Origin of the sequence: Pseudoalteromonas sp. XMcav11-Q (assembly GCF_040104525.1) — a bacterium.
GTDB lineage: Bacteria > Pseudomonadota > Gammaproteobacteria > Enterobacterales > Alteromonadaceae > Pseudoalteromonas.
Map to the genome: position 1 here is coordinate 93,275 of NZ_JBECOX010000011.1, position 12,787 is coordinate 106,061.

11 protein-coding genes and 11 tRNA genes are annotated in these 12,787 nt (G+C 43.8%); 4 read left to right on the forward strand and 18 right to left on the reverse strand.

Going from position 1 to position 12,787, the window contains the following annotated elements:
- Positions 1-118 precede the first annotated feature (118 nt).
- Positions 119-1,285 (forward strand): FAD-dependent oxidoreductase, encoded by a 1,167-nt coding sequence (locus ABMY45_RS17100; RefSeq protein ID WP_227387372.1) that lies wholly within the window; start codon positions 119-121, stop codon positions 1,283-1,285.
- Between the two features lie 317 nt (positions 1,286-1,602).
- Here the strand turns inward: ABMY45_RS17100 and ABMY45_RS17105 are convergent, their stop codons facing one another.
- The 18 genes from ABMY45_RS17105 to lolB all read right to left on the reverse strand — a co-directional run bounded on the left by ABMY45_RS17105 (position 1,603) and on the right by lolB (position 9,489).
- The gene (locus ABMY45_RS17105) at positions 1,603-2,157 is read right to left on the reverse strand and encodes a hypothetical protein (RefSeq protein WP_206471296.1); all 555 of its coding nucleotides are present in this window, start codon (positions 2,155-2,157) and stop codon (positions 1,603-1,605) included.
- Between the two features lie 86 nt (positions 2,158-2,243).
- Positions 2,244-2,328: transfer RNA gene (locus ABMY45_RS17110), tRNA-Leu, on the reverse strand.
- 41 nt (positions 2,329-2,369) lie between these two features.
- Positions 2,370-2,444: transfer RNA gene (locus ABMY45_RS17115), tRNA-Gln, on the reverse strand.
- 217 nt (positions 2,445-2,661) lie between these two features.
- Positions 2,662-2,746, reverse strand: a tRNA-Leu gene (locus ABMY45_RS17120).
- A 9-nt stretch (positions 2,747-2,755) separates the two neighbouring features.
- A tRNA-Met gene (locus tag ABMY45_RS17125) sits at positions 2,756-2,832 on the reverse strand.
- A 2-nt stretch (positions 2,833-2,834) separates the two neighbouring features.
- Positions 2,835-2,909, reverse strand: a tRNA-Gln gene (locus tag ABMY45_RS17130).
- 36 nt (positions 2,910-2,945) lie between these two features.
- A tRNA-Leu gene (locus tag ABMY45_RS17135) sits at positions 2,946-3,030 on the reverse strand.
- A gap of 79 nt (positions 3,031-3,109) precedes the next feature.
- Positions 3,110-3,184 (reverse strand) — tRNA-Gln (locus ABMY45_RS17140).
- 162 nt (positions 3,185-3,346) lie between these two features.
- Positions 3,347-3,431, reverse strand: a tRNA-Leu gene (locus ABMY45_RS17145).
- A 41-nt stretch (positions 3,432-3,472) separates the two neighbouring features.
- A tRNA-Gln gene (locus ABMY45_RS17150) sits at positions 3,473-3,547 on the reverse strand.
- A 162-nt stretch (positions 3,548-3,709) separates the two neighbouring features.
- Positions 3,710-3,794: transfer RNA gene (locus ABMY45_RS17155), tRNA-Leu, on the reverse strand.
- A gap of 276 nt (positions 3,795-4,070) precedes the next feature.
- Positions 4,071-4,147: transfer RNA gene (locus ABMY45_RS17160), tRNA-Met, on the reverse strand.
- Positions 4,148-4,457: 310 nt separating this feature from the next.
- A complete protein-coding gene (gene ychF, locus ABMY45_RS17165; RefSeq protein ID WP_010370435.1) occupies positions 4,458-5,549 on the reverse strand; it encodes a redox-regulated ATPase YchF in 1,092 nt (363 codons plus the stop codon).
- Between the two features lie 96 nt (positions 5,550-5,645).
- On the reverse strand, positions 5,646-6,230 hold the full coding sequence (pth, locus tag ABMY45_RS17170; protein ID WP_010607356.1) for an aminoacyl-tRNA hydrolase: 585 nt from the start codon (positions 6,228-6,230) through the stop codon (positions 5,646-5,648).
- A 19-nt stretch (positions 6,231-6,249) separates the two neighbouring features.
- The gene (locus tag ABMY45_RS17175) at positions 6,250-6,858 is read right to left on the reverse strand and encodes a 50S ribosomal protein L25/general stress protein Ctc (protein ID WP_010607355.1); all 609 of its coding nucleotides are present in this window, start codon (positions 6,856-6,858) and stop codon (positions 6,250-6,252) included.
- 161 nt (positions 6,859-7,019) lie between these two features.
- A complete protein-coding gene (locus ABMY45_RS17180) occupies positions 7,020-7,967 on the reverse strand; it encodes a ribose-phosphate pyrophosphokinase (RefSeq protein ID WP_010370444.1) in 948 nt (315 codons plus the stop codon).
- 92 nt (positions 7,968-8,059) lie between these two features.
- Positions 8,060-8,908, reverse strand: a complete 849-nt coding sequence (ispE, locus tag ABMY45_RS17185; protein ID WP_349289230.1) for a 4-(cytidine 5'-diphospho)-2-C-methyl-D-erythritol kinase — start codon at positions 8,906-8,908, stop codon at positions 8,060-8,062.
- Positions 8,905-9,489, reverse strand: coding sequence for a lipoprotein insertase outer membrane protein LolB (gene lolB, locus ABMY45_RS17190; protein ID WP_158299104.1), 585 nt, complete (start codon positions 9,487-9,489; stop codon positions 8,905-8,907). The genes ispE and lolB overlap by 4 nt, the downstream gene beginning before the upstream one ends.
- Positions 9,490-9,572: 83 nt before the next feature.
- On the opposite strand from lolB, the gene hemA reads away from it, so the two are divergent.
- The 3 genes from hemA to prmC are packed head-to-tail and all read left to right on the forward strand — an operon-like array spanning position 9,573 to position 12,767.
- Complete coding sequence (gene hemA, locus ABMY45_RS17195; RefSeq protein ID WP_069022217.1) at positions 9,573-10,829, forward strand: glutamyl-tRNA reductase; 1,257 nt, start codon at positions 9,573-9,575, stop codon at positions 10,827-10,829.
- Positions 10,830-10,836: 7 nt separating this feature from the next.
- Positions 10,837-11,925 (forward strand): peptide chain release factor 1, encoded by a 1,089-nt coding sequence (gene prfA, locus ABMY45_RS17200; RefSeq protein WP_010607352.1) that lies wholly within the window; start codon positions 10,837-10,839, stop codon positions 11,923-11,925.
- On the forward strand, positions 11,925-12,767 hold the full coding sequence (prmC, locus tag ABMY45_RS17205) for a peptide chain release factor N(5)-glutamine methyltransferase (RefSeq protein ID WP_138583245.1): 843 nt from the start codon (positions 11,925-11,927) through the stop codon (positions 12,765-12,767). Before prfA ends, prmC begins: the two co-directional genes overlap by 1 nt.
- The last annotated feature ends 20 nt before the right edge of the window (positions 12,768-12,787 follow it).

Below are 12,787 nucleotides of genomic sequence, written 5' to 3' on the forward strand. Positions count from 1 at the left end.
TGTCTAGCCAAGTATAGATTTTAACTTTCAAAATGTGGATCAATACAGAGTGTTTTAAGCAAACATCTGTTTTTATATGCGTTACAATGCGCAAAGACTCAATTAAGTGGAATATGGCATGAAAAACAAGGCTCTGATAGTCGGTGGTGGCATGGTTGGTGCAGCGTGTGCTGTTAAGCTAGCGAAGCAAGGTGTTGACGTAACCATTATTGAACATTCTCCCATCTCAGCTGATGAAATACTCGCAAGTGATAAGGTAGATATTCGCGTTTCTGCTATCAATCGCTTTTCCGAGCAGTTACTAGATGAGCTTGGTGCTATGCCTGTGTTAAGGAGCACCAGAGCCGCGGTTTACAAGCAGCTAGAAGCCTATGAGGATAAGCCAGGGCAATTGATATTTGATTGTGAAGCGCTAAACGCCTCGCACTTAGGACACTTAATTGAGAATAACCTCATTCAAGCAGCATTGTGGCAACAGTTTGAGGAATTTGATATCAAAGTGGTTTCACCTGAGGGGATCCCAAAGCGCATTGTTCATAATGAGGATTCCGTGACGATTGAGTATCAAGCAGCATCCTTTACCACCGATTTGTTAATTGCAGCTGATGGTGGCCGTTCTATCGTCAGACAAATGAGTGGCATAGGCGTGACGGGGTGGCAATATGAGCAACATTGTATGGGGCTGCTGATTAAACTCGACGCGCCGCAGCAAGAAAAAACATGGCAGCAATTTAAGCCATCAGGTCCCATTGCCTTTTTACCTATGCAGTATCCGTATGCCAATCTGATTTGGTATGACAACGGCAATAAACTCAATTTACTTAAGCAACTAGATAAGCAGGCGCTAAAACAAGAAGTAAAAGCTGCATTTTTTGAGCTACCCGGTGACTTTGAGATTGAAGAAGTGGCGGTTTTTCCTTTAGCAAGGCAACATGCTAACCAATACGTGAGCGAACGAGTGGTATTAGTTGGAGATGCAGCTCATACCATTAATCCGTTAGCAGGGCAGGGAGTAAATCTTGGCTTTAAAGACGTAGCGGCACTTGCCGAAGCGATTGAGGCAAAAGAAGATATTGGTGACAGCAGTGCACTACATCATTACGAGTCAAAGCGTAGGAAAGACAACCTCTTGATGATGAGTATGATGGATGCGTGTTATTTTGGCTTTTCGAATCAAGTAACACCGTTAAAGCATTTGAGAAATCTGGCGCTGAATGTGGCGAATAAAGCAGGGCCGATAAAAACAGAAGTGCTTAAGCACGCCATGGGAGGAGTTGGTTTTTAATCTTTGTTCTCTACACTGAGCGTGTTACACCAATTTACTTAACCTGAGGTTTGGATAAGGAATGTTCCAACTCATTGTTGCTAAAGCACAACTTAGTTTTTTCCTTGTCTAGCCAGAGAGTTTTAGGGAAAACAAGGCGAATTTACGCACCAATAGCTGGCTATTGGAAGTGAATTCAACGCAGTTAGCGCTAAAACTGGCTGCTAGAAAGGCATTAATTATCCGCAGCTCAGGTTACTTAATTAAGTGATCTTTTTGAAGGGGCAAGTATTAAGATAAATTGGTATTACTGCACGCTTCATTATTTAGTGCCGAGATCATCTCATCAGTGTTAGCTTATCGACGACATACATCAAGGTATTAATATCAAATTTGCCATCTAGCCTTAATAACCAATCACTGTTGGGCTGCAAAATGTAAGCAGTTTGAACCCCTGAAGGTCTGATAGAAGAAAAAATATGTTTTGCTCCGTGAGTAGCGGTAAATACATTTGCTTCGTCTATAACGCCAAGCTCAGCACTGACTTTCTGCATGTCTTCACTCTGTATATCAAACGTACCATTGAAAGCTCGTGTCATAAACTCAAGAGGTGTTAAATCGTACTTGTTAGGTAGACCAGCAAGCGCGGTAGCGCCAGTTATCCAGCTTAACGTTAGTTCAGAAGAGTTGTCGCGAATCACAACTGAGTAGGTATCGTTAATAAAAGTTTGAAATGAAACTTTATTTGCCTGCTCCGAGGGCTGACAGTAGCTAAAATGCTTGAGTGCTATTTCTATGTGTGATGGAGAGCAAATTGAGCTAGCCCTCGCTTCTACAAAGCTAGGTATACTGAAAATGATTAATGAAAATAAAAGAAATAAAGACTTTAGCACTTTCTTTCCTAACATGAAGAAAGTTTAAAAGTAACATTATAAAAATGAGCTAGGAATGAATAAAGAGGAAAGAAATTGTTACTAAATGGTGCGGAAAGAGAGACTTGAACTCTCACATCCGAAGATACTGGAACCTAAATCCAGCGCGTCTACCAATTCCGCCACTTCCGCACAGTAGAAATTTTATTTTTAGCTAACATCTCAAAAAGAGATGGCTGGAGTACCAGGATTTGAACCTGGGAATGGCGGGATCAAAACCCGCTGCCTTACCGCTTGGCGATACTCCAGCAATAGAGGTAAGTTCAAATCTTATTTAGCCCAGATTTGAGTTAGGCTACCTTACCGCTTCCACTTCGTGTCGAGGCAATACCCAGCAACAGAGGTAAGTTCAAATCTTATTTAGCCCAGATTTGAGTTAGGCTACCTTACCGCTTCCACTTCGTGTCGAGGCAATACCCAGCAATAGAGGTAAGTTCAAGCGTTTGAGTTCTACTTGAAAGAACATGGTGCGGAAAGAGAGACTTGAACTCTCACATCCGAAGATACTGGAACCTAAATCCAGCGCGTCTACCAATTCCGCCACTTCCGCATTTGTAAATGGTGGCTATGCCCTGATTTGAACAGGGGACCCCATCATTATGAGTGATGTGCTCTAACCAGCTGAGCTACATAGCCATTGGCTGGAGTACCAGGATTTGAACCTGGGAATGGCGGGATCAAAACCCGCTGCCTTACCGCTTGGCGATACTCCAACGAAAATTCGATTGTTTTAGTTCCAATCGAGAACGTGGTGCGGAAAGAGAGACTTGAACTCTCACATCCGAAGATACTGGAACCTAAATCCAGCGCGTCTACCAATTCCGCCACTTCCGCATTTATTATCTAGAGTATATTGGAACCTAAATCCAGCGTCTATTTCAAGACATCTGCCAATTCCAAAACTTTAGAAATGTGGCTGGAGTACCAGGATTTGAACCTGGGAATGGCGGGATCAAAACCCGCTGCCTTACCGCTTGGCGATACTCCAACGAAAACTCAAATCTAACTTAAATTGTTGAACCCAGGATTTGAATCTGGGGGTGGATGAGTGAGGGATCAAAACCTCTCTCTTCTCTGCCTTACCGCTTCCACTTCGTGTCGAGGCGATACTCCAACGAAAATTTGATTGTTTTAGTTCCAATCGAGAACATGGTGCGGAAAGAGAGACTTGAACTCTCACATCCGAAGATACTGGAACCTAAATCCAGCGCGTCTACCAATTCCGCCACTTCCGCACAGTAGATATTTTATTTGTAGCTAACATCTCAAAAAGAGATGGCTGGAGTACCAGGATTTGAACCTGGGAATGGCGGGATCAAAACCCGCTGCCTTACCGCTTGGCGATACTCCAACGAAAACTCAAATCTAACTTAAATTGTTGAACCCAGGATTTGAATCTGGGGGTGGATGAGTGAGGGTTCAAAACCTCTCTCTTCTCTGCCTTACCGCTTCCACTTCGTGTCGAGGCGATACTCCAACGAAAATTTGATTGTTTTAGTTCCAATCGAGAACATGGTGCGGAAAGAGAGACTTGAACTCTCACATCCGAAGATACTGGAACCTAAATCCAGCGCGTCTACCAATTCCGCCACTTCCGCACATCTTTTAGCATTAGTTATTGGAACCTAAATCCAGCGTCTATATTAAGACAACTGCCAATTCCGCCACTTCCGCACATCTTTTGGCATTAGTTATTGGAACCTAAATCCAGCGTCTATATTAAGACAACTGCCAATTCCGCCACTTCCGCACATCTTTTAGCATTAGTTATTGGAACCTAAATCCAGCGTCTATATTAAGACAACTGCCAATTCCATTACTTACGCATATTTTTTGCGACAACAAATCGATGAGTTTTGGTAGTAGTTAAAGCATGGTGGCTATGCCCTGATTTGAACAGGGGACCCCATCATTATGAGTGATGTGCTCTAACCAGCTGAGCTACATAGCCATCTCTTTAACTTCTCATCATCGCTGATGCGGGGCGTATTATGCGTATATGCCCCCAAGCCGTCAACACCTTTTTTGCAAAAAATCTGCTAACACAGTTTGTTTGCAGATAAATTAAGCGAAACGGCTTGTTTTTATATCAAATCATGCGGGGCAATTGCAAATTTTTAACAAAACCTGTGAATTTTTATTCCTTTGAAGTCTATAACTTACTCTGAAGAGCAAGGTACTTATTTGATTAAAAAGCAAAGTTGATAAAACTAAAAAGGAGCCGAAGCTCCTTTTATTGAAATAGCGTGTAGTAACTATAGTTACACATTAAATAAGAAGTTCATCACATCGCCATCTTTTACGATGTATTCTTTACCTTCTTGACGCATTTTACCTGCGTCTTTCGCACCAGATTCACCACGGAACTCGATATAATCATCAAAGCCGATAGTCTGTGCACGAATAAAACCACGCTCAAAGTCTGTGTGGATTTTACCTGCAGCTTGAGGTGCTGTCGCGCCAACAGGGATAGTCCATGCACGTACTTCTTTTACGCCAGCTGTAAAGTAAGTTTGCAGTTTCAACAACTCATAACCACCACGGATCACACGGTTCAGGCCCGGCTCTTCTAAGCCTAAGTCATCCATAAACTCTTTCTTATCTTCTTCTTCAAGTTCAGAAAGTTCAGCCTCAATTGCTGCACATACAGGGATCACAACCGCGTCTTCTGCTGCTGCAATTTCACGTACTTTGTCTAGGAATGGGTTGTTTTCAAAGCCATCTTCGTTAACATTGGCGATGTACATAGTTGGCTTGATCGTTAAAAAGTTTAGGTAGCTTATTGCTGCCGCTTCTTCTTTATTTAGCTCAAGTGAGCGAAGCGTTAAGCCTTCGTCCAAGTGCGCTTTTACTTTTTCAAGTACAACAAGTTCAAATTTCGCGTCTTTATCGCCGCCTTTCGCTTTCTTCGCGTTACGTAAAACCGCGCGATCAGCAGTATCCATGTCTGCAAGTACCAGCTCAGTGTTGATAACATCAATGTCTTCAGCAGGATCGATTTGACCAGCAACGTGAACGATATTTTCATTTTCAAAACAGCGAACTACGTGACCGATAGCATCCGTTTCACGGATGTTTGCCAAAAATTGGTTACCTAAACCTTCGCCTTTTGAAGCGCCTTTTACCAAACCGGCAATATCCACAAACTCCATTGAAGTTGGGATAGTACGCTGAGGATTTACAATTTCAGCTAGCTGGTCAAGACGAGCATCTGGTACTGGTACTACACCGGTATTCGGTTCGATAGTACAGAAAGGAAAGTTTGCGGCCTCAATGCCCGCTTTAGTCAACGCATTAAATAAAGTAGATTTACCTACGTTAGGTAAACCAACAATGCCACATTTAAAACCCATAGTGTTTATTCCTAAATTTCTACCGTATTATCTCAAGCACGCATCATGGCGAACGAGAAGCTTAGGTATTACTCAATCAATCGCAGCAGTGAACTGTTACGGTTTAAATGAATGTAGTCGATTTTGCGCTTTTAACACACCGTCTTTTGCGAGTATTTCCATACATCGGACTGCTTCATCCACAGCGGCATCAATTTTCTCTTGATCAGCTTGTGGTGCTTTGCCTAAAACCCACCCCGTGACTTTGTCTCTATGTCCTGGGTGACCAATACCAACGCGCAATCGCATAAATTCTTTGTTATTTGCCATTTTAGCGATTATGTCTTTTAAGCCATTGTGACCGCCGTGACCACCACCTTTTTTGAGTTTGGCGATACCGGGTTCTAAATCCATTTCATCGTGAGCAACAAGAATACTCTCGACGGGGATCTTATAAAAATTGGCAAGACTCGCGACCGCTTTACCACTTAAGTTCATATAAGTCGTAGGGATCAGCAATTTAAACTCTTGATTATTGATGAGCACTTTGCCGGTGAGGCCGTGATGTTTAGCGTCTGGTTTTAGGAGGCAGTTGTATCTTCTGGCTAGTTCTTCGATAAACCAAGCGCCAGCGTTATGACGGGTGTTTGCGTATTCGGGGCCTGGATTTGCCAGGCCCACAAGCATTTGAATATTATTCAAGGTGTTAACACCTGAACAATTACTCAGCTGCGTCTTCAGCAGACTCTTCAGCAGGAGCTGCTTTAGGAGCGTTTACTGAAACAACCGCTTGGTCGTGATCTGCACCTTTAGCAAGTTCAACTGAAACAACGCCAGCTGGAAGCTTGATATCAGATAGGTGTAGAGTTTCGCCAACAGCTAGAGTCGCTACGTCAACTTCGATGAACTCAGGAAGTCTTGCTGGAAGACAAGTGATTTCAATTTCAGTTAGTTGGTGAACGATAGTGTTGCCACCTTTAGTTGCTTTCTCTTCGTTGATGAAGTGAACAGGAACTTTAGTGTGAAGCTTTTGAGAAGCATCAACGCGTTGGAAGTCTAAGTGAGTGATCTTAGGCTTGTACGGGTGACGTTGCATATCTTTAAGAATTGCTTCAACAGACTCACCGCCAATGTTTAGCGTTAGGATGTGAGTGTAGAAACCTTCGTCTTCTTGCGCTTTCAATACTTTGTTGTGATCAAGAGTTAGTGAAACTGCATCTTTACCAGCACCGTATAGGATTGCAGGAACTTTGTCAGCGCGACGTAGGCGGCGGCTCGCACCAGTACCTAGGTCAGAACGTACTTCAGCGTCTAATTTGTATACAGACATGGATGTCTCCAAAATAATTTAAGTTAATGTGTCAGAGAGCTCGCGACCAAGCTCCCTGCCTAAAAAAGGCGCGCTAATATACCACTAACGCACCTGCAATGAAACCTATAAAACAAAAAAAGCACCAGAGGTGCTTTTTGGCTAATCAGTTTTGGTGCCGATTAGTGTTGAAACATCGCAGAGATTGACTCTTCGTTGCTGATACGGCGGATAGTTTCGGCCATCATATCTGCAAGTGTTAGTACTTTGATGTTATCAAGCGCTTTCAATTCATCAGAAAGTGGAATTGAATCAGTCACGATAACTTCATCGATAACTGAGTTGCGTAGATTTTCCGCAGCATTGCCCGAAAGTACTGGGTGGGTTGCGTAAGCGAATACGCGTTTTGCACCATGCTCTTTAAGTGCTGCTGCTGCTTTACATAAAGTACCGCCTGTATCTATCATGTCATCGACAATGATACAGTCACGACCAGCAACATCACCAATGATGTGCATAACTTGAGAAACGTTAGCCTGTGGACGACGCTTATCAATGATCGCTAGGTCTTTATCATCTAACAGTTTTGCAATCGCACGAGCACGAACCACACCACCGATATCAGGTGAAACTACTACTACATCTTCGAACTTACGCTCTTTCATGTCTTCGATTAGCACTGGGCTACCGAATACATTGTCAACAGGTACGTCGAAGAAGCCTTGGATTTGTTCTGCGTGTAGGTCAACGGTAAGAACACGGTCAACACCTACGCTTGAAAGGAAGTCTGCAACAACTTTAGCAGTAATTGGAACACGAGCAGAGCGCACACGGCGGTCTTGACGTGCGTAACCGAAATAAGGAATAACGGCTGTGATACGACCAGCAGATGCACGACGTAGCGCATCAACCATGACGATTAACTCCATTAAATTATCATTTGTAGGAGCACATGTTGATTGGATGATGAATACATCTGAACCACGAACGTTTTCGTTGATTTGAACGCTAATTTCACCGTCGCTAAAACGGCCAACAACGGCATCACCTAACTCAATAAACAAACGTTTTGCAACTTTTTGAGCTAGCTCAGGTGTTGCGTTACCAGCGAAGAGCTTCATGTCGGGCACGGTAGGGTTCCTCAGGCACTGAATTTTTTGGACTAACATGCAATGACCATGAAATAAAAAAGTCAAAACAAGCTAACTTAAACAATTTACTTCTAGTTTTGCCAAGCGCGCAATTGTCGATGACAAATTGACTCACTTGTATTTTGGGCAATAAAGCCCTGCCAAGATGAAGGTAGAGTTTCGAGCACACGCAGCGCTGCCTCACGATTTTCAAACTCCGCGAAACAACAAGCTCCAGTACCAGTCATTTTGGTTGGTGCATATTTTAGCAACCACGCGAGGGTCTTTTCAACCTCGGGGTAAAGCTTTTTGACAAGAGTTTGACAGTCGTTGCCCGTATCCGAGAGTTTCCAACCGCTTTTTAGCTTAGGCGTATTGCGTGGTAAATCTGGGTGAGTAAAGACTAACGCGGTGCTGACATGAACGGGTGGGGCAACCACCAAATACCATTTTTGCGCGATGTCAATTGGCTCAAGTTGCTCGCCAACGCCGTGGGCTACAGCTGTTTTACCTTCAACAAAAACAGGCACATCGGCACCTAGTTGGAGGCCGAGTTTTGCAAGTTCTGGAATAGTAAGCTGACATTGCCACAGCGTATTGAGTGCCAATAAAGTTGTCGCGGCATCGGAGGAGCCACCACCAACACCTCCACCCATGGGAAGCCGTTTATTTAACTGAATATCGACACCAGCAGTTATTTTTTTATAGGGCTCAAGAATTTTGGCGGCTTTATAAATGAGGTTATCTTCAAGTGGAATACTTGCGGTGTCACCACAAATGACGATTTCCTGCTGGTTACTGGTTAGCGTAAATGCTAATTCATCACCAAAATCTAAGAAAGTAAATAAAGTTTCTAGTTCATGGTAGCCGTCTTCTCGACGGCCATTGATATGCAAAAAAAGATTTAATTTTGCCGGAGCGCTTAGCGTCAATGTCTTCATTTAAACTGCCATGAAGTGATTAATACTTTGACCTCAATATTGGTCGACGAGAGTTTCATGCGGCTAGGCAGCCACATTCCGTCTTGCATTTTATATTGTTGATAGGTGATTTGCCACACTCGGCCAGATGGGCTTTGCCACTGTGCATTGCTTATTCTGCCAAGATCATCAAGTTCACTGGCTGGTGCTTCAACTAAGCCCGTTAGCCATTGAGGGGCTTGATTGACCGGAAGAGAGAGACCACTTAAACGCTTAACCAAATCGCTACTGTCCATGCCTTTATGGACATTGTCTTCAAAGGTCAGCTCCGAATGTGTGTCTAATTCTTCTAGCTCGAATATGCGGGTGCCCACAAAACTGGTTAAAATCAGATTTTGTTTCTCTTCTTTTAAATACCAATTAAAGTTAGCTGATTGACGATTGTCTGGGGCAATAAATGCAAGTTTACCTCTCGCTTGCCAATTTTTTTGTTGTTTTAGCCTAGATTGCCAGTCTTGTGCTACGTTTTGCTGAGGTAATTGTTGCGCACAACCGGTTAAAATTAATAAAAATATGAGTAAAATCAAATGAAGTTGTCTCAAAGGCCTTTCCTTACTTTCCATATTCGATTGATTTTTGGTAAAATTGCCGGCTTTAAAGCAGGGCTCGAGCAATACTGGCATCTATGACCATCATCGCACTTGGTATCAATCACAAAACCGCGTCTGTAGAATTACGTGAAAAAGTGGCGTTTTCTCCAGAACAGCTTACAGAAGCATTGCACCAACTCCAACATTCTTCGCAGTTTAAAGAATCTGTGATTGTGTCGACCTGCAATCGAACCGAGATCTATTGTAGCCTTGAGTCTGCTGATCCCCAAGCACTACTCGGTTGGTTGTCAGATTTTCATAACATAGAGCAACGAGACTTAACAGAAAATGTCTATGTGCATATGAATCAGGATGCGGTGAACCATTTAATGCGAGTTGCCTGCGGTCTTGATTCATTGGTGTTAGGTGAGCCACAAATTCTTGGCCAAATTAAACAAGCTTTTAGTACGGCCAAACAGCACCATGCAATTCAGCCAACATTTGAGCGCTTATTCCAAAAGACTTTTTCGGTGGCGAAGCAAGTGCGCACCGAAACCGATATTGGTGCAAGTGCTGTCTCAGTGGCGTATGCCGCTGTTAATTTAGCAAAGCATATTTATGGTCAATTGGATAAAACTCAGGTCTTGTTAATTGGTGCCGGTGAAACAATTGAGTTAGTTGCTAAACACTTATCGCAGCATAATCCAAAGTCAATCACAGTCGCGAACCGCACAATTGAGCGCGCACAAAACCTAGCAAAAGAAGTTGGCGGTAGTGTTATTTCACTGGCACAGTTACCAGATGCGCTACCAAGTGCAGACATTGTTATTAGTTCAACTGCGAGCACCTTACCAATTATCGGTAAAGGAGTGGTCGAGCAAGCGCTTAAAAAACGTCGCCATAAACCAATGTTATTTATTGATATCGCGGTGCCTCGCGATATCGAAAGCCAAGTGTCAGAGTTGGATGCTGCATATCTTTATTCAGTTGATGACCTGCAGGCGATAGTCAATGAAAACTTAGCCAGTCGAGAACAAGCGGCCATTGAAGCGCAGCAGATCATCGATGTACGCACGCAAGAGTTTTCCGAGTGGCAACGTTCGCTGCATTCAGTGGATGTGATTAGGCAGTATCGCCAAAGCGCACAAGAAATTAAAAATGAGCTCGTGGACAAAGCAATAAATCAGCTACAATCGGGCAAAGAAGCAGATAAAATTATTATTGAATTAGCAAATAAGCTGAGTAATCGACTAACACACGCACCAACACGCGCCATTCAAGAGGCTGCGAAAGAAGGCGATATAGATAAGTTAGCGCAACTCAAGCAAACATTAGGTATTGAGCAGGAATAACGTGTAAATGAAAGAGTCTGTATATCGTAAGTTAGAAACCTTAGTAGAGCGCTATGAAGAAGTTCAAGCGATGCTAAGCTCGCCTGAGGTGATTAGCGATCAGAACCGCTTTCGCGCCTTGTCAAAAGAGTTTTCAGAATTGGAAGACGTAGTTAAAGCGTTTACAGCCTACCAACAGGCTCAGGAAGACGTCGCAACTGCTGAAGAAATGCTAAAAGACTCAGATCCAGACATGCGTGAAATGGCACAGGAAGAGTATAAAGAAGCAAAAGCTGCCATTGCTGCGCTTGAAGATGACCTTCAAGTATTGATGTTACCCAAAGATCCAAAAGACAATAACAACGTATTCTTGGAAGTGCGTGCGGGAACCGGTGGTGATGAAGCCGCGATTTTCGCTGGTGATTTATTCCGTATGTATAGCCGCTATGCAGAAACGCAAAAGTGGCGCGTTGAAATCGTGAGCGCTAACGAAGGCGAGCACGGTGGCTATAAAGAAGTTATCGCTAACATTAGTGGCGACGGTGTCTATGGCAAGCTTAAGTTTGAATCTGGCGCTCACCGTGTACAGCGTGTGCCTGAAACTGAATCTCAAGGCCGTGTTCACACCTCTGCATGTACGGTTGCCGTGATGGCAGAGATCCCAGAGGCAGAAGCAATTGAAATTAATCCATCTGACCTAAAAGTGGATACTTTCCGTGCTTCGGGCGCAGGTGGTCAGCACGTAAACAAAACCGATTCTGCTATTCGTATCACTCACTTGCCGACAGGCGTTGTGGTTGAATGTCAGGACGAACGTTCACAACATAAAAACAGAGCGAAAGCGCTGTCTGTACTAAGTGCGCGCTTACAGCAAGCAGAAGATGAAAAACGTGCAGCGGCAGAAGCTTCTGAACGTCGTAATCTAGTAGGTAGCGGTGACCGCTCTGAGCGTATTCGTACTTACAACTTCCCGCAGGGCCGTATTACCGATCACCGTATCAACTTGACGCTATATCGCCTAAATGAAGTGATCTCCGGTGAGCTGGGTGCTGTTATCGATCCGCTGGTTATTGAATATCAGGCTGATCTACTGGCAGCTATGAGCGAAAGCGATTAATGCCAACACTTAACATTGCCCAAGCCGTTGCTTGGGCAACCTCTGAACTGTTACCACACTCCGAGTCAGCAAAGCTCGATAGCGAAGTGTTGCTACTCCATGTTATCGATAAAAACCGCACTTATCTCTTTACTTGGCCCGAAGCTGAGCTTTCTACACTAGAGCAGCAGCGATTCGAAGAATGTATCGCACGCCGTGTTACGGGAGAGCCCGTGGCACACATCACAGGTCAAAGAGAATTCTGGAGCTTGCCTTTAAAAGTGAACAACAGCACGCTTATTCCAAGGCCTGATACTGAGACTCTGGTTGAGCATGTTTTAACTCTCAGCATGCCAAATGACGCTCAGGTGCTAGACTTAGGCACAGGTACTGGCGCGATTGCACTGGCGTTGGCGAGTGAATATCCGGCTTGGCAAATCACCGCAGTAGATGCTTCAGCAGACGCCGTGGCGCTTGCAAAGTCTAATCAATCTCAGTTGGGCTTTAGAAACGTGTCGATTTTGCAAAGTGATTGGTTTAGTGCAGTTGCAGAGCAACAGTTTGATTTGATTGTAAGTAATCCACCTTATATTGATGAAGCCGATCACCACTTATCACAAGGGGATGTGAGATTTGAACCGCTCAGTGCGCTGGTCGCGGATGACCATGGCTATGCGGATATTTTTCATATCATCAGGACGGCTAAGCTATATCTGAACTCGGGGGGATATTTGCTACTTGAACATGGCTTTGAGCAAGCAGATAAGATCCAACAGTTTTTTGCAGAAATGGCGTATATTAATATACTTACAATAAAAGATATGGCAGGGTGTGATAGAGTGACGTTGGCAATGTTGCCGTAAAGTCACGAACTCACACGAAA